This window comes from Novosphingobium sp. KCTC 2891 (genome assembly GCF_025938155.1).
Taxonomy (GTDB): Bacteria; Pseudomonadota; Alphaproteobacteria; order Sphingomonadales; family Sphingomonadaceae; genus Novosphingobium.
Genome location: NZ_JAPCZG010000003.1, coordinates 1 through 15,025 on the forward strand (window position 1 = coordinate 1; position 15,025 = coordinate 15,025).

The following is a 15,025-nucleotide window of genomic DNA, read 5'->3' on the forward strand; positions in this document are numbered from 1 at the left end:
CCCGGTAGCTCGTCAGGCTCATAACCTGAAGGTCGCAGGTTCAAATCCTGCCCCCGCAACCATTCCAGTCAAACGACTTCGCTACACAAGAGCACAGCTCCACGCTCCAGCGTGTCCACAGCAAGTCCACAACGCGGCCAACATGTAGGCCGCGTAAACCTCTCCCCAAATCCCATACCCCACCTGCACCACGCGAAACGTCACCACGTGTCTATCCACGGCTGACGCTTCCCTTCCCGAACCACACGCGCAGGCAGCGCCTCCAACCCCATCTCCAACCAACCGCGCTTCCCCGCAACCTTCGGCGCGGCGGAGGCCCGGTTGCCGTTGACAAAAATGACATCGCTGTCATCGGTGTAGTCGTTATCGGGGAGAGGCAGGATGAAGCGCAAGGGCGGGGCGTTGATCAGGAAGAGAACGGGGGCGAGCGCGTGTGCCTTCCTGCTGGCGGCATCAACGGTCGTCGGGACGGCGGCATTTTCCGCCTCTGTGGCACAGGCCGCTGCCGAGCAGCGGCGAGAGAAGGCGCGGCTGTTCGTGCTGTCGGACATCGGCAATGAGCCCGATGACCAGATGTCGCTCGTGCGCCTGCTGGTCTATTCCAACGAAATCGACATCGAGGGCTTCGGCGCGACGACGTCCGTGTGGCAGAAGGACAAGGTCCGGCCGGACATCGCGCGCGAGGTGATCGCCGCCTATGGCGCGGTGCGGCCGAACCTTCAGCGCCATGCTGCCGGTTGGCCCACCGCCGAAGCGCTGTCTGCGCGGGTGAGCGAAGGCCTGACCGGCTATGGGCTGGGGGCGTTCGAGCGCGCTTCTCCCGCCGCACCTTCGGCTGCCGCGCGCGCGCTGGTGGCAGCGGCCGATCGCTCCGATCCGCGGCCGCTGTGGATCGCATTGTGGGGCGGTGCGAACACGCTTGCCGAAGCGCTACGCCTGGCAGAGACAACTAAGTCGGCAGGGCAATTTGCGGCGTTCGTCGGGAAGTTGCGGGTCTATTCAATTTCCGATCAGGATGACGCCGGGCCATGGATCCGGCGGCGCTATCCGGCGCTGTTCATGATCGTCACCCCCAGCACGCCCGATGGATCGGATTATGCGCGGGCGACGTGGACCGGGATTTCGGGCGACCGCTTTTACCGCAATGGCGCGGGAGCGGACTTCAGCACCGTGTCGAACGAATGGCTGGACGCCAACATCCGCTCGAAGGGGCCGCTCGGTGCGCACTATCCGCGCTACATGTTCATCATGGAGGGGGACACGCCGAGCTTCCTCGGACTGATCCCCAATGGGCTCCAACCGGGCGAGCATCCCGAATGGGGCGGGTGGGGCGGCCGGTACCTGCTGCGTCAGCCCTATGGCGAGGCGCGGCCGGTGTGGACGCAGGGGGGCGACAGCTTCCCGCGCGTGACCAGCGCTGACACGGTGGGCGGAACCACGAGCGACCAGGCGACCATCTGGCGCTGGCGCGAGGCGTTCCAGAACGATTTCGCGGCGCGTATGGACTGGACGATCAAGCCCGCAGCCGAGGCGAACCATGCGCCGGTTGTGGTCGTCGACGGAACAGGCGGTACCGCACCGCTGCGGATTGCCGCCCGCGTGGGCGAGCCCGTGCAGATCGATGCGTCGCGCTCCCGCGATCCCGACGGCAACGCCTTGTCGTTCCGGTGGATCGCTTATCCCGAGGCGGGCTTCACCGGCGGTTACTTCGCGCCGCCGAGCCTGACGGTGGAGGGGGATGGCACGCCCCGTGTCCGGGTGAGCGCGGCTGCGACCTGCACGCCCAACTGGCTTGCCATGGGGGACTGTCCCGCGAGCGCGGAGGCGCACCTTGTGCTTGCGGTGACCGACAACGGGAAGCCCGCCCTGACCCGCTACCGACGGATCATCGTGACGGTATCGGGGCCGGCGAAACGCTGAGCCGGCCCCGCTGTTTCATCAGGCCAGAGCGCCGGCCGGGATGACCACGGTGTTGAGCGAATCCGGTTCGAGCGTGAGCGTGAGGACCTTGCCGGCCACGCCGTAGCGAACCGTGGAAGGCTGGGCGATCGGGTTGCTGGCGACCAGCACCAGCGACCCGTCCGGATTGCGGAACGCGAGTTGGTCGGTGAAGCCGAGGAAGCTGTCGGCGGGAATCATGCGCGCACCGGGGCGGACGAACTGCGCGACATGGCGGACCAGCCAGTAATCCTCGGTCAGGCGGAAGGTGCCCGCCTTGGTATCGACCGAGACGAGGCAGTTCTGCGGCCAGCCCCATCCACTCATCCCGCCTTCGGGCATGACCATGTTCCAATAGGTCCACGCGCAGGCGCCGTGCTCGAAATAGCGCTTGAGCGTGCTCCAGCCATATCGTGCATAGCGCCAGTCGTTGGTGCCGATGCCGCATTCCTGCTCCGACCCCCACAGGGTGAGGTCGGGGAAACGCTCGCGCAGCGCGGGAAGGGCACCCTTGCCCGCCCACTGCACGCCGATGCCCTTGACCACCGCGGCTGCGGCGGGATCGGCCATGACTTTCGAGAAGAGATCCGCGTTACCGCGTTCGAGCGTGCCGAAGAACACGGGCACGCCGAGCTTGTCCATCTCGCGGCCGAGATAGGGCAGGAACTGCGCCAGACCTTCGGGCGTCCAGGTGCAACTGGGGAAGGGCTGCGCGGAATTGAACTCGTTCTGCGGCATCACGGTGGAAATGGAGATGCCGACCTTGCGATATTCTTCGACATAGCGGCCGAAGTACCGGGCGTAGGCCGCCAGGTAACGATCTTCGAGGATGAACGAATCGGTGCCTTCCTTGCCGAGCTGGTCGGGGCGGATGCCGTTGGATGGCTGGCCGGGCCATGCCGGCGCCTGCGCATAGTGGCCGCCCTTCTTCATCCAGCTGGGCGGCGACCACGGCGAGGCCCAGACCTTCAGGTCGGGGCGGAACGTCTGTGCGGCCTTGATGAAGGGAATGAGCGTCTCGCGGTCGTTGGCGACGGAGAAATGCTTGAGGTCGAAGTCGCCGGGCGTTTCATCGTAGCTGTACCAGCCGCGCGCGATGTCGTTGGCGCCGATCGGGGTGCGGCACTGGCTGAATGCGCAGCCGTCGTCACCGAACAGTGCGCCGATCGCCGCGGCGCGGGTGGCTGCAGGCAGGTGCTGGAGCGCTTCCCAACCCTTTTCTCCGAAGGCGCCGCCAAAGCCGGCCATCGTCTGTCGGGGCTGGTCGAGCTGGATCTGGACATCCTCTGCAAAGATGTCGGTACCGCGGGGCCCGAGGGAGGGAAGCGCGCGGGGCTGCCAGGGGCGGCCGGCAGACGTGGCGACCCATGTCGGGGTGACGGCGCTGCGGCCCGCTGTGGCGGGAACCGGGGATGCCGTCCCCTGCGCGAGGGCGGGGCGCACGCTGGTCGCAGCGACGCCTGCGCCGATCAGGCCAAGCGCATGGCGCCGGTTGACGCCCGTGCGACCGGGGGCGGAGTTCTCCATGGTTCTCTCCCTTGAATACTGGAATCAGGCTTTGGATATTTCAGGCGGCGGGCGGGGCGACCGAATCGCGCTCGACGAGCCGGAAATCGAGCGTGCGCAGCTGGGGCCGGGCATTGTCCGGCCGGATCAGCATGGTCGCGGCGGCGTGCGCCATTTCCTCGATCGGTTGGTAGATCGTGGTGAGATAGGGCCAGACCGACTTTGCCACCCAGCTATCGTCGAAGCCGCAGATCGAAACGTCGCGGGGCACCGCCAAGCCGGCGCGTGAAATCGCGACGATGGCGCCCGCTGCCGAATCGTCGTTGCAGGCGAAGATCGCGGTCGGCCGCTCGTCCGCGGTGACAAGCGCCGTGCCAGCCGCGATACCACCCTCGAAGCTGAACCCGCCGGTGGCTTCGCCGACAAGCTGGCCGCCCAGTTCCTGGATCCGTTCGACGAACCCTTCGCGGCGCAAGTGCGCGGCGCCGTGCGCGGCGGGGCCGGTGATGACGCCGAAGCGGCGGTGGCCGAGCGACCAGAAATGATCTGCGACCAGCGCCGCCGCGGCCTTGTCGTCGATGCGTACGCCGGGCGCGCGATCCTGCACGATGTCGGGCGCGATCCGGCTATAGGGCACGCCGTTCGCTTCGAGCAGGTCGAGCACCAGCAGGTTGTCGGTGATGGGCGGGGTGAGCACGAAGCCGTCGCATCGTCCGTCGCGCAGGATCGCGCCAAGCTGCGCCTCGAGGTCCGAATCGCTGGCTGTGGTGACGATGTTGTCGATGCGCAGGTGGTACTGATTTTCGACGCAGGCGCGATAGACGCCTGACTGGACCTTGATCGTGTAGTTCGGGCTGGGGTTGTCGAACAGCACGCCGATCATGAAGGCGCGCGATCCGGCAAGCGTGCGCGCGGCCATGTCGGGCACGTAGTCGAGCTCCGCGATCGCGGCCTCGACCTTGGCGCGCAGCTTGGCGGAGACATGCGGCTCGCGGTTGACCACGCGAGACACGCTTTTCAGCGAGACTCCAGCGTGATGCGCGACATCCTGCATGGTGGCGTTCCCACTCGAACGCGGGCGCGAAATCGTATTCATGATCGAACCAGACGACCTTTCCCGTAACGGTTGCACCGGCTGAAACTGCGGCAGCAACCCCCTTTTTTCCATGACCCGGCGCAACGTGGCCCGCAACCCCCGGGGCTATTCATCCTGTTAGTATGACAGCGCAGTCTTGACAGCGCTGACATATCAAGTCAATTGCAAGTCAGGAAGCGGGCGCAAAGCTCGCCGAGCGGAGAGGACGAGGTCTTTCCCGGCATCGCGCCGGCAAGACCATCAAGGCGACCGCGGGCCCAGCGCCCACCGGCCCTTCGGGTAACGCACCCTTTCCCTTGGCATGTTTCGTGTTCCGTTTTTGGCCGCGGCGATCCGTGGTCGTCGTGTCGCACAGGGGGGTTCCGGTGCGGCTGCCGCCGGTCCGAAAGGGGCGGCACGTTCGAGGGAGGAACAACACATGAAGCTTATCCGGACCGCCTGCCTGGTCTCCGCTTTCGCGCTTGCCGCGCCTGCTTATGCGCAGGAAACCGCCGACCAGTCTGCTGAAGCGGCACCCGCCGGCGATATCGTCGTCACCGCGACCCGCCAGTCGACTCTGCTGTCGAAGACGCCGATCACTCTGTCCGCCATCAGCGGCGACGGCCTGAAGAGCGCCGGCATCACCGATGCGCGCGCGCTGACCACGGCTGTGCCGAACCTCTCGCTCACCGACAGCGGCGACGCCCCGCGCATCTCGATCCGCGGCGTGACCAGCACCGACACCACCGAAAAGGGCGATCCCTCGGCGGCGTTCCTGCTCGACGGCATCTACATTGCGCGTCCCGCCGATGCGCTGGGCAGCTTCTATGACGTCGAGCGCGTCGAAGTGCTGCGCGGTCCGCAGGGCACGCTTTATGGCCGCAACACCACGGCCGGCGTGATCAACGTTCTGGCCAACCGTCCGGTCGATGCCTTCCACGCGCAGGTCGATGCCACCTATGGCAACCTCGACACGGTCGATGTCTCTGGCATGGTCAACGTTGGTCTCGGCAATGGCCTGGGCATCCGCGCCGCCGCCAACTACCAGCGCCAGGACCCGTACTACACCGTTTCGGGCACCTCTTCGCGCGTTAACCCCTATCGCGATGCGATCTCGGGCCGCCTGTCGTTCGGTGGTGACATCGGCGATCTGAAGTTCGTGATCCGCGGCGACTATTCGCAGACGCGCGGCACCGGCGTGAACGGCAACCTCGTCACGCTCGACCGCTTCTTCGATCCGGCCTCGGTCACGCCGACGCACAATCCGGTTTACGTCAACCGCGACAGCGACGCCCAGCGCGAGCTGACCGTGGCGCCGACCTTCCGCAACTGGCGCGACAACAAGTCCTACGGGATCATGGGCGATTTCACCTATGATTTCGGCCCGGTCCAGCTGACCTACCTCGGTTCGTACCGCAAGACCGACCGCGACGACACGCGCAACCTGCTGCTGTTCGGCGGTCTCAACAACTCGGCGTTCTTCTTCGGCACCTTCAAGCAGGACAGCCACGAACTGCGCCTTGCCTTTGGCCAGGGTTCGCGCCTCCACGGCCAGGTCGGCGGCTATTACTTCCACGAGAATTCGTCGCTGGAATACAACCTCGGCAACCCGCTGTCGGGCCTCGTTTCGCCGGGCGCCATCGGCTTTGCCTTCCCGCAGGGGCCGACCGTGTCGCGCTCGAAGGCGGCATTCGGCCAGGTGACGTTCGACGTGACCCCCGACTTCCACCTGACCGGTGGCATCCGCTACACCCACGACTTCAAGTCGCGTAACGGTGCCACCGTGCTCGACTTCGCCGACGTCGCTTCGTCGTTCTGCGGCGCGCTGCGCTGCACGGTGAACGAAAACATCGCGCAGAAGACCTGGAACAAGACCATCTGGAAGGTCGGCTTCGACTATGACGCGCCGGGCCTCGGCCTGATCTATGCCAACGTCTCGACCGGCTACAAGGCAGGCGGCTTCAACGATGGCTGCGTCAGCGGTGCGGGTCTGGGCTGTGCGCTCACGCCGGAAGCGCTCTATTACAATCCGGAAAACCTGACTTCGTACGAAGCCGGCGTGAAGTTCCGCTTCTCGCCTGCCTTCCGCCTCAACGCGTCGGTGTTCCACTATAACTACGACAAGCTGCAGGTCAGCCAGGCCGTGAGCAAGCCGATCCCGGCAACGCTCATCAGCAACGCCGCCAAGGCCAAGGTCGATGGCGTCGAGCTGGAAGCCACGTTGCAGCCGAGCGACAACGACAAGTTCGAGCTGGGCTACACCTTCACCAATGCGCGCTATGCCGACTTCACGCCCAACCCGGTTGATTATCCGACCTTCAACTTCAACGGCGCGCTGCTCGACCACGCTCCCAAGCATGTCGCCACGGCGGCGTGGACCCACACCTTCCCGCTCGGCGATGCCGGCAAGGTCGATGTGGGCGTGCGCAGCCGCCTGAGCTCGGAATACTTCATTCTCGACCTCAACAACCTGTCGCAGTTCCGTCAGCCGGCCTTCACCAAGACCGACGCGACGATCACCTACACCGCCCCGAACGACCGCTACTACGTCCAGGGCTTCGTCAAGAACATCGAGGACAACATCACGATCGCCCACGCGGCATCGGGTATTGGCGCCGGTGTCTTCATCGAAGCACCGCGGACCTACGGCGTCCGCGCCGGGGTGAAGTTCTAAACCGCATCCTCCCTGAACTGGGCCGCGATCTCACCGATCGCGGCCCATTTTTCAGGGCATTTCCCAGTTTGTGAAGTTCCCGTCGGACCAAGGAGCCTGCATGACTCTCTCCCGGATTCTCGCCCTCGGCGTTGCTGTCGGCGCTCTCGCCCAGAGCGGTGCCGCTCTCGCCCAGCAAGCTCCCGCGATCGACATGGCCGCCGCCGAAGCGCGCGCCGCCGCGACCGTGAAGCAGATGACCGCCGATGAGAAGGTCGTGCTGACCCACGGGATCATGCCGCTGCCGGGCTTCCCCGGTGCCACCCCGCCGGCCGACGCCATTCCGGGGGCCGGCTATGTGCCCGGTATCGCCCGCCTCGGCGTTCCGGCGCTCAAGGAAACAGACGCCAGCCTCGGCGTCTCGTGGGTCATGGGCCTGCGCAAGGACGGCGCGACGGCGTTGCCTTCGGGCCTTGCCCAGGCAGCGACCTGGAACCCCGACGTGCTGTATCGCGGCGGCGCCACGATCGGTTCCGAAGCCCGCGCCAAGGGCTTCAACGTCCTGCTTGCGGGCGGCGTCAACCTGATGCGCGATCCGCGCAACGGCCGCACGTTTGAATATCTCGCCGAAGACCCGCTGCTGTCGGGCGTTCTGGTCGGCGCGGCGATCCGCGGCGTGCAGTCCAACCACATCATTTCCACGATCAAGCACTTCGCGCTGAACGGCCAGGAAACCGGCCGCAAGTATGTCGACGTCAAGATCGGCGAACCCGCCGCACGCGAAAGCGATCTGCTGGCGTTCCAGATCGGCATTGAGCAGGGCCAGCCCGCTTCGGTGATGTGCGCCTACAACCGCGTCCACGGCAAGCAGGCGTGCGACAGCGACTGGCTGCTGAACAAGGTGCTCAAGCAGTCGTGGGGCTGGAAGGGCTTCGTCATGTCCGACTGGGGTGCGGTGCCTTCGGTCGAAGCCGCGCTCAACGGGCTGGACCAGCAGTCGGGCGAGCAGCTCGATCCGGCCGTGTTCTTCGGCGACAAGCTGAAGGACAAGGCCGCGTCGGACCCGGCCTATGCCGCGCGTCTCGACGACATGAACAAGCGCATCCTGACTGCCATCTATGCCGCCGGGATCGACAAGAACCCGGCCACGCCGGGCGGCGCAATCGACGTGCAGAAGGGCGCGCTCGTGGCCGAGGAAGCGGCGAAGCAGGGCATCGTCCTGCTTCGCAACAAGGGCAATGCCCTGCCGATGGCCAAGACCGCAAAGTCCATCGCCGTGATCGGCGGCTTTGCCGATACCGGCGTGCTGTCGGGCGCCGGCTCCAGCCAGGTCCACGGCGAGGGCGGCCCTGCCGCCACGCGCTCGCTCGGCGGTGACGGTCCGTTCGCCGCGCTCATGTCGCAGCAGTATCACCGCTCGGTTCCGCTCAAGGCAATCAAGGCGCTGGCGCCGAACGCCACCGTCACGTTCCGTGATGGCCGCTACATCACGGATGCGGTGGAAAAGGCCAGGCAGGCCGACGTGGCGATCGTGTTCGCCAATGAATGGCGCATGGAAGGGGCCGACCAGCCCGATCTTTCGCTGCCCGACGGGCAGGACGCGCTGATCGCGGCGGTGGCTGCGGCCAATCCCAACACCATCGTCGTGCTCCAGACGGGCGGCCCGGTGATGATGCCCTGGCTCGACAAGACCGCGGCTGTGATCGAAGCGTGGTATCCGGGCGCGCGGGGCGGCGAAGCCATCGCTTCGGTGCTGTTCGGCGATACCAACCCCGGCGGCCGCCTGCCGGTGACGTTCCCCGCAAGCCTCGACCAGCTGCCGCGTCCCAAGCTGGATGGCAGCGACTGGGTGGAGCCGAACTTCGCCGGCGATGCCGCGCCGGGCAAGGACCAGCTCCATGCCGATTATGACATCGAGGGATCGGACGTCGGCTACCGCTGGTTCGCGCGCAAGGGCCAGAAGGCGCTGTTCCCGTTCGGCTATGGCCTCAGCTACACCAGCTTCGCCAGCAGCGGGCTGAAGGTTGCCGGCCTGAAGGCGAGCTTCTCGGTCAGCAACACCGGCAAGGTTGCCGGCGACGATGTGGCGCAGGTCTACCTCGTCAGCCGCAATGGCGAGACGCGCCAGCGCCTCGTCGGCTTCCAGCGTGTCAGCCTTGCGGCCGGCGCTTCGCAGAAGGTGTCGGTCACGATCGACCCGCGCCTGCTCGCAGACTGGAAGGATGGCAGCTGGACCATGCCCGCCGGCGACTACGCCTTCGCGCTGGGCCGCAACGCCGAGGACCTGGGCCCGCAGGTCAAGGTGCGCATGGCGGCGAAGACCTGGAAGTAACCCGGGCGATCAGCTTGAAACAAGGCCGGCGGGGCAACCTGCCGGCCTTTTTCGTTTCCAGCGATGGTGGTCAAGGCCACGGATTTCCTGGCATCTCCGGGGCATACCCCGCGACCGGCGACTGAATGTGGACCGGACGACCACAATTGGCCGGATGACCGCCAAACACCTGGGATTTTGGGGGGTCTGGCCAGCCACTGGCGAACATCGGCGGGCCGGAAAATGGAGCGGGTGAAGGGAATCGAACCCTCGTATTCAGCTTGGGAAGCTGCTGCTCTACCATTGAGCTACACCCGCGAACCGGCTGGGAAAGGCGTACTTTCCTCAAAGGGCCGCGTAGGCGGTTGGCAGTCCAGCAAGGACCGCTCCGCAGACGCGCGGCGATTGCCATATCCGCGGCCCCTTGGTCAACATATGTTCGTCGCATTCCCTGTATTTGACCGGGCGTGGCTTGTGGCGCTCAGCGATGGCCTGCCGCGCGGCGCTCGGTGAAGTCCAGTTCCGCGCGGCGCGGGTCTTCGACGTGGCGGGTGCCGTCCGATGCGATCAGCTGCACGGTGGTGTCTTGGGCGGTCGCGGCCGGCCACGGCGTGTCTGCCGTATCGGGACGGCCCGTCCTGGCGAAATTCACCCAGGCGCGGTGCGCGGCGTCTGCCACGCGGGCATCGGCGGGCGAGGGCAGGGCATCGCGGCGCTCGTCCTCGGTATCGAACACATAGGGAATTTCGCTGGCATGGGGCGCGCCGCCCATTGCTGCGCCCGCCTGCGATCCGTTGTGCGCGAAGCGATAGAGCCATGCCGCTTGCCCGCGCCGTGCCAGGCCGCGCGCCACGGCGCGCGCGGGTTCGATGAACAGGACATCGGCGGTGGTCATGGTGCCCACCTGCATCCCGCTGGCGCTGCCGCCGGCATCGTAAAGCCGCCGCGCTTCGTCGGCATCCGGGCCGAAAGCGGCGAAGATGGCGGCCTTGTCGGTCACCATCGGGAAGCCATCGGCGGAATTGGCGCCGACCATGACCGGTACGCGCGCGTAAAGTCCCGCGGCGACGGCATCCACCGACTGGCCGAGGATCGTCCGGCCGTCGGTCATGGGACCGGAGTATCCGGGCTTGCTCATGGTCGACATCGAAAGGTCGCCGGTGATCTTGTCTGCCGGCAGCGCGCGCAGTTGCGCGGCATCAAGGCCGGGGGCGAAAGTCTCGCCTGCCTGCGCCGCGCGGGCGAGGTCGGGCATGGGCAGGATACGATCTCGGCCGCCCCCGGATTCGATGATCGCGCCTGAAAACAGGCCGCGCGCGAGCGGCGATTGCAGCAGCATATGCACCGAGACGCCGCCCGCGCTTTCCCCGAACACGGTCACGCGTGCCGGATCACCGCCAAACGCGGCGATGTTGGCCTTCACCCACTTCAGCGCGGCGATCTGGTCGAGGAAGCCGAAGTTCCCGCCCACGCCTTCGGCCGCGAGCGCGGGGTGCGCGAAGAAGCCGAAGCGGCCGAGCCGGTAGTTGAGGCTCACCAGCACCACGCCGTCGCGCGCGAAGTTGCGGCCATCATAGACGGCGGGCGAGGAGCCGCCATTGACGAAGCCGCCGCCGTGGATCCACACCATTACGGGCAAACCGGCCCCAGCCTTCGCATTCGCCGGCTTCCACACGTTGAGATAGAGGCAATCCTCCGAAGGGGTGGTGCGGATCGGCGCCGAATCCGGCGGGAAGGGCGCCTGCGCGCAATCTTGACCATATGCGGCGGCATCGCGCGGCGCGGTCCAGGGCGCGACCGGCTGCGGCGCGCGCCAGCGATTGTCCGCCACCGGCGGCGCGGCATAGGGAATGCCCTTGAAGGCGGCCACGCCGTTTGCAGTGATGCCGCGCACCGGGCCGGAGGCGGTCGGCACCGTTTGCGCCGCTGCCGGCATGGCCATGACGGCCAGTGTTGCGGCCATTCCCGCCAGAAGCCCGCTCCGCATCCCTCTTGCCATGCCTTGCTCTCCCAATTTTGTCAGCGCTGTCACGCTAATGCGGCTGGGCGCGCGCGGCTAGGCTGTAAAAGCCCATCCTGCTGAAATCGGGATGGAAACGCGGCGCGGCGACACTAGGCCGGTGCAAGGCCCAGCCACCGCGCGAGCGGGGCGATGCGTGACAGCACCAGCCGTTCGAGCAAGGCCACCACGACCAGCGAAATCGCCAGCATCGGCAGGAACACCGCCAGGGCCACCACAATCACCACCACGCCGCCGATCCGAGCGGGAACGGCGGGGATTGCGGGCGCGCCCAGCACGTCGTCGGGTTTGCGGCGGCGCCACATCACGAAGCCGCTGACCGCCAGAACGATCAGCATGATCGCGGTGGCGAGGCCGATCAGCTGGTTCGCAAGCCCGAACAGCGCGCCTTCATGCCAGGCGACGCCGTAGCCGACCAGCCGGTCGATCGGGTGCTTGTCGGCAAAGGTCTCTCGCGCGGTTTCGCGGCCCGTGCGCGCATCGAAGCGCAGCGTCACCGCGCGTGGGCGGTCCTGCGTGTCCGAGCGAACGGTCCAGTCCGTGCGGGGCGGCGCGCCGAAGGCCTGCGGTGCGCCGGGCGGCACCACGGCAACGGGGAAGGGTAGGTGGCGCGCCTTGGCCTCGGCCACGATTTCGCTGAACGAAGGACCGGCAGGGCCATGGTGCGCGTGCGGAGTGTGCGCCATCATCGCGGTCGATGCGCTGATGTCCGCGGCCATCATCGCCGCGTGGTCGTGTCCGGCGTGCTCGGCGTGCTCGTCCGGCGTGGCAGCGGGCGCCTTGCCGCCGATGGTCCATTCCTGCCGGCCTTTCACCAGCCCCAGTTCGCCGCGCACCGTCTTGAACGCCGACCCCCAGACATCGGCCCAGGGCAGCCCGGTCAGCAGCAGCACCAGCGCCAGTCCAGAGACCCAGAACCCGGTCACCGCGTGGAGATCACGCCAGAACACACGGTTCCCGCGTGACAGGCGCGGCCAGACGACCCCCGCCATCCCGGTGCCGCGCGGCCACCACAGGTATAGCCCGCTGGCGATCAGCACGATCGCCCAGCTTGCGGCCAGTTCGACCAGCCAGCTGCCCTTGCGGCCCAGCAGCAACTGGCCGTGAACATCGTGCGCGATCTGCGCGATGCGCGTCTCGCTGCCCAGCGAATCCAGCACGCGCCCTTGCGGCGAGACGAACACATCGCGCATCCCCATGCCGCTGGGCAGGCCCAGATGGACCAGTGCCGCATCGCCCTCGCGCGCGGGCAGGCGATAGGAATGGAGCCGCGCGCCGGGGAATGCGGCCAGCGCGGCGGCCACCTGCACTTCGGGAGAAACGCTGCCCCGGTCGGGCATTCCGGTGAAGGCGCGCTCCTCGAACGCGTCGATCTGCGGCTTGAACAGGTAGACCGCGCCCGTGGCCGCCAGAACCACGATCAGCGGGATCACGAGCAGGCCGGCATAGAAATGCCAGCGCCAGATCGTGCGGTAGAGCGAGGCTCTCTGCGTGCTTACGGTCACGGTCTGCACTCCTGCCGTCAGAACCGGGCGCGCACGCCGGCGTAAACCGCCTGCCGCTCGACCGGGTAGTAGATCGCCGATGCGGCGCTGGCCTGGATCACGGCGGCGATGTCGCCGATCGCTTTCTTGCCCGTCAGGTTGCGCACATCGAGGAACAGGTCCAGCCCATCGCGGACGCTCGCGCCCGCGCTCACCCCCAGCAGTGCGTAGCCAGGCGTGCGAACGGTGTTGCGATAATCGGCAAAGCCGCCCTGCGGCACCCATTCAAGGCTGGGCGCGACGTGCAGCGCCTCGCTGCCGAAGCGCACTTCGCTGCGCAGCACGTGGCGCGGCACCACCGGCAGGCGGTTGTCGCCATAGTGCGCGTCTGCGCGGAAGCGGAAGTCCGAATATTGCCACACCTGCCGCAGGCGCAGCCAGTCTACCGGCTCCCACGTCAGCCCGGCCTCGATCCCCTGGTGCAGGGTGCGACCGGCGTTGAACGTGCTCGCCGGGATAGACGCATCGATGGTGTATTGCAGCATCTCGCCCTTCAGCGTGGCGCGATAGGCGGTCACGTCCCACTGCACCCGGCCAAGGTGGCCGCGCGTGCCGATCTCCGCCGTCCACGCACGCTGTTCGCGCACAGGCACGAACGCGGCCTGCTGAGCCAGTTCGACGAAGGTCGGGAATTCCACCGAGCGGTTGAAACTGGCGTAGACCTCGACTCCGGTCGCCGGCTGCCACAGCACGCCGATCTTGGGCGAGAACGCGTCGAACGATGCCCGTCCCTTGACCACGCTGGGCTGCACCCGGTCCTGCTCGCGCCAGCCATCGGCATAGATGCCGCCTGCGATCAGGCTGAGCCCGGCCAGCGGTGTCACGCGCACTTCGCCATAGGCATTGGCGGTGCGCGCCCGCTGCGTGGCGGAAAAGATCTGCGCGCCGCGATGGCCATCCTTGTTGACGAACTGCCGCGCCTTGATCGTGCCCCAGCGCACTTCGCCGCCGAGCGTGGCGGAGAGGATGCCATGGCTCCATTCGGCGCGCGCAAAGGCGCCCTTGTCCTCGCTCTTCTGGTCCACCACGACATAGATCGGGTGGAACAACTGCTTGCTGTTGTAGAACGCGCCCACGTCCAGCTTGGTGTCGCCAAGGTCGATCGAGGTGCGGTTCTGGAGCCGCAGCGAGGTGATGTCGCGCGCCTGATCGCCAAAGGTGTTGCCGGTCTCGGGCTTGGTCAGCGCCGTGGCCAGGTTCAGCGCGCCTGGCAGCTTCTGGTGGATGTCGTTGAAGCTGGCGTAGAACCGGGTGGAGACGGCGCCGGACAGCTTGAGGCCCACATTGCCGTGGAAGCGCACCGAATGGCGGCTGGCATGATCGCGGTCGCCGTCATGGCTATCGGCGGAAAGCGCGGCCCAGGCATTGGCGCGTTCGTCGCCGAAACCGCCGGAAACCAGCCCGCGCACCATGTTGAACGAGCCGCCGTCGATCCGCGCATAGACGCCCTTCGCGTGATCGCCGCTTGGCGTCACGCCGTTGATCGCGCCGCCCAGCGTGCCCGATCCGAAGCGCAGGGCATTGCCGCCGCGATAGACTTCGAGATGGTCGAAGAAGATCGGCTCCAGTTCCTGGAAATCGCCGTTGTCGTCCGACAGGTTGATCGGCACCCCGTCCTGAAGCAGCGTCAGCCCGCGCATATGGAAGCTGCGTGACAGGCCCGAGCCGCGGATGGAAATGCGCACTTCCTGCCCGAAGCGCGGCTGGGTGTAGACGCCGGGCGAGAAGGCCAGCGTGTCGCGCAGCGAAACGACCGTTCGGTCGGCGTAGTCCTCGTAGGAAACCACATCGGCGCCGCCGGGGGTCTTTGCGACCTGCTCCTCTGCGGCGGAGGTTGCGGCCGTGCCGACGACGATGATCGTCGCGCGGCCTTCGGCGTCATCGCCGGGCGCGGTCTGGGCAAGGGCGGCGATGGGATTTGCGGCGGCGGGCAGGGCGCAGGCGAGCGCCAGCGCGATACGGGAAATCTGCATGAAAT

9 protein-coding genes and 1 tRNA gene are annotated in these 15,025 nt (G+C 67.0%); 3 read left to right on the forward strand and 7 right to left on the reverse strand.

Annotated elements, in window-relative coordinates; genetic code table 11:
* Nucleotides 1–200: 200 nt before the first annotated feature.
* Nucleotides 201–551 (reverse strand): hypothetical protein, encoded by a 351-nt coding sequence (locus tag OLX02_RS06240; RefSeq protein WP_264421209.1) that lies wholly within the window; start codon nucleotides 549–551, stop codon nucleotides 201–203.
* Here OLX02_RS06240 and OLX02_RS06245 point away from each other — a divergent pair.
* A complete protein-coding gene (locus OLX02_RS06245; RefSeq protein WP_264421211.1) occupies nucleotides 538–1,920 on the forward strand; it encodes a nucleoside hydrolase-like domain-containing protein in 1,383 nt (460 codons plus the stop codon). The genes OLX02_RS06240 and OLX02_RS06245 overlap by 14 nt on opposite strands.
* Nucleotides 1,921–1,938: 18 nt before the next feature.
* On the opposite strand, the gene OLX02_RS06250 is transcribed toward OLX02_RS06245, so the two are convergent.
* Together OLX02_RS06250 and OLX02_RS06255 are read right to left on the reverse strand one after the other, a co-directional pair.
* The gene (locus OLX02_RS06250) at nucleotides 1,939–3,465 is read right to left on the reverse strand and encodes a glycoside hydrolase family 30 protein (RefSeq protein ID WP_264421212.1); all 1,527 of its coding nucleotides are present in this window, start codon (nucleotides 3,463–3,465) and stop codon (nucleotides 1,939–1,941) included.
* 40 nt (nucleotides 3,466–3,505) lie between these two features.
* A complete protein-coding gene (locus OLX02_RS06255; RefSeq protein ID WP_264421214.1) occupies nucleotides 3,506–4,498 on the reverse strand; it encodes a LacI family DNA-binding transcriptional regulator in 993 nt (330 codons plus the stop codon).
* A gap of 460 nt (nucleotides 4,499–4,958) precedes the next feature.
* Here OLX02_RS06255 and OLX02_RS06260 point away from each other — a divergent pair, with 460 nt between their 5' ends.
* Both OLX02_RS06260 and OLX02_RS06265 read left to right on the forward strand, forming a co-directional pair.
* The gene (locus OLX02_RS06260; protein ID WP_264421216.1) at nucleotides 4,959–7,193 is read left to right on the forward strand and encodes a TonB-dependent receptor; all 2,235 of its coding nucleotides are present in this window, start codon (nucleotides 4,959–4,961) and stop codon (nucleotides 7,191–7,193) included.
* A 100-nt stretch (nucleotides 7,194–7,293) separates the two neighbouring features.
* A complete protein-coding gene (locus OLX02_RS06265) occupies nucleotides 7,294–9,504 on the forward strand; it encodes a beta-glucosidase family protein (RefSeq protein ID WP_264421218.1) in 2,211 nt (736 codons plus the stop codon).
* Nucleotides 9,505–9,727: 223 nt separating this feature from the next.
* Here the strand turns inward: OLX02_RS06265 and OLX02_RS06270 are convergent.
* The 4 genes from OLX02_RS06270 to OLX02_RS06285 all read right to left on the reverse strand — a co-directional run bounded on the left by OLX02_RS06270 (nucleotide 9,728) and on the right by OLX02_RS06285 (nucleotide 15,020).
* Nucleotides 9,728–9,801 (reverse strand) — tRNA-Gly (locus OLX02_RS06270).
* Nucleotides 9,802–9,964: 163 nt separating this feature from the next.
* The gene (locus OLX02_RS06275; RefSeq protein WP_264421219.1) at nucleotides 9,965–11,482 is read right to left on the reverse strand and encodes a carboxylesterase/lipase family protein; all 1,518 of its coding nucleotides are present in this window, start codon (nucleotides 11,480–11,482) and stop codon (nucleotides 9,965–9,967) included.
* A gap of 113 nt (nucleotides 11,483–11,595) precedes the next feature.
* Complete coding sequence (locus tag OLX02_RS06280) at nucleotides 11,596–13,008, reverse strand: PepSY-associated TM helix domain-containing protein (protein ID WP_264421220.1); 1,413 nt, start codon at nucleotides 13,006–13,008, stop codon at nucleotides 11,596–11,598.
* A gap of 17 nt (nucleotides 13,009–13,025) precedes the next feature.
* Nucleotides 13,026–15,020 carry a TonB-dependent receptor family protein gene (locus OLX02_RS06285; protein ID WP_264421222.1) on the reverse strand — a complete coding sequence of 665 codons (1,995 nt, stop codon included), beginning with the start codon at nucleotides 15,018–15,020 and terminating at the stop codon, nucleotides 13,026–13,028.
* Between the last annotated feature and the right edge of the window lie 5 nt (nucleotides 15,021–15,025).

Bases quoted from the DNA above. Each gene is read 5' to 3' on its own strand.
- OLX02_RS06240 (WP_264421209.1), bottom strand. From the start codon at position 551: ATGTCCGACAGCACGAACAGCCGCGCCTTCTCTCGCCGCTGCTCGGCA.
- OLX02_RS06250 (WP_264421212.1), bottom strand. From the start codon at position 3,465: ATGGAGAACTCCGCCCCCGGTCGCACGGGCGTCAACCGGCGCCATGCG.
- OLX02_RS06255 (WP_264421214.1), bottom strand. From the start codon at position 4,498: ATGCAGGATGTCGCGCATCACGCTGGAGTCTCGCTGAAAAGCGTGTCT.
- OLX02_RS06260 (WP_264421216.1), top strand. From the start codon at position 4,959: ATGAAGCTTATCCGGACCGCCTGCCTGGTCTCCGCTTTCGCGCTTGCC.
- OLX02_RS06265 (WP_264421218.1), top strand. From the start codon at position 7,294: ATGACTCTCTCCCGGATTCTCGCCCTCGGCGTTGCTGTCGGCGCTCTC.
- OLX02_RS06275 (WP_264421219.1), bottom strand. From the start codon at position 11,482: ATGGCAAGAGGGATGCGGAGCGGGCTTCTGGCGGGAATGGCCGCAACA.
- OLX02_RS06285 (WP_264421222.1), bottom strand. From the start codon at position 15,020: ATGCAGATTTCCCGTATCGCGCTGGCGCTCGCCTGCGCCCTGCCCGCC.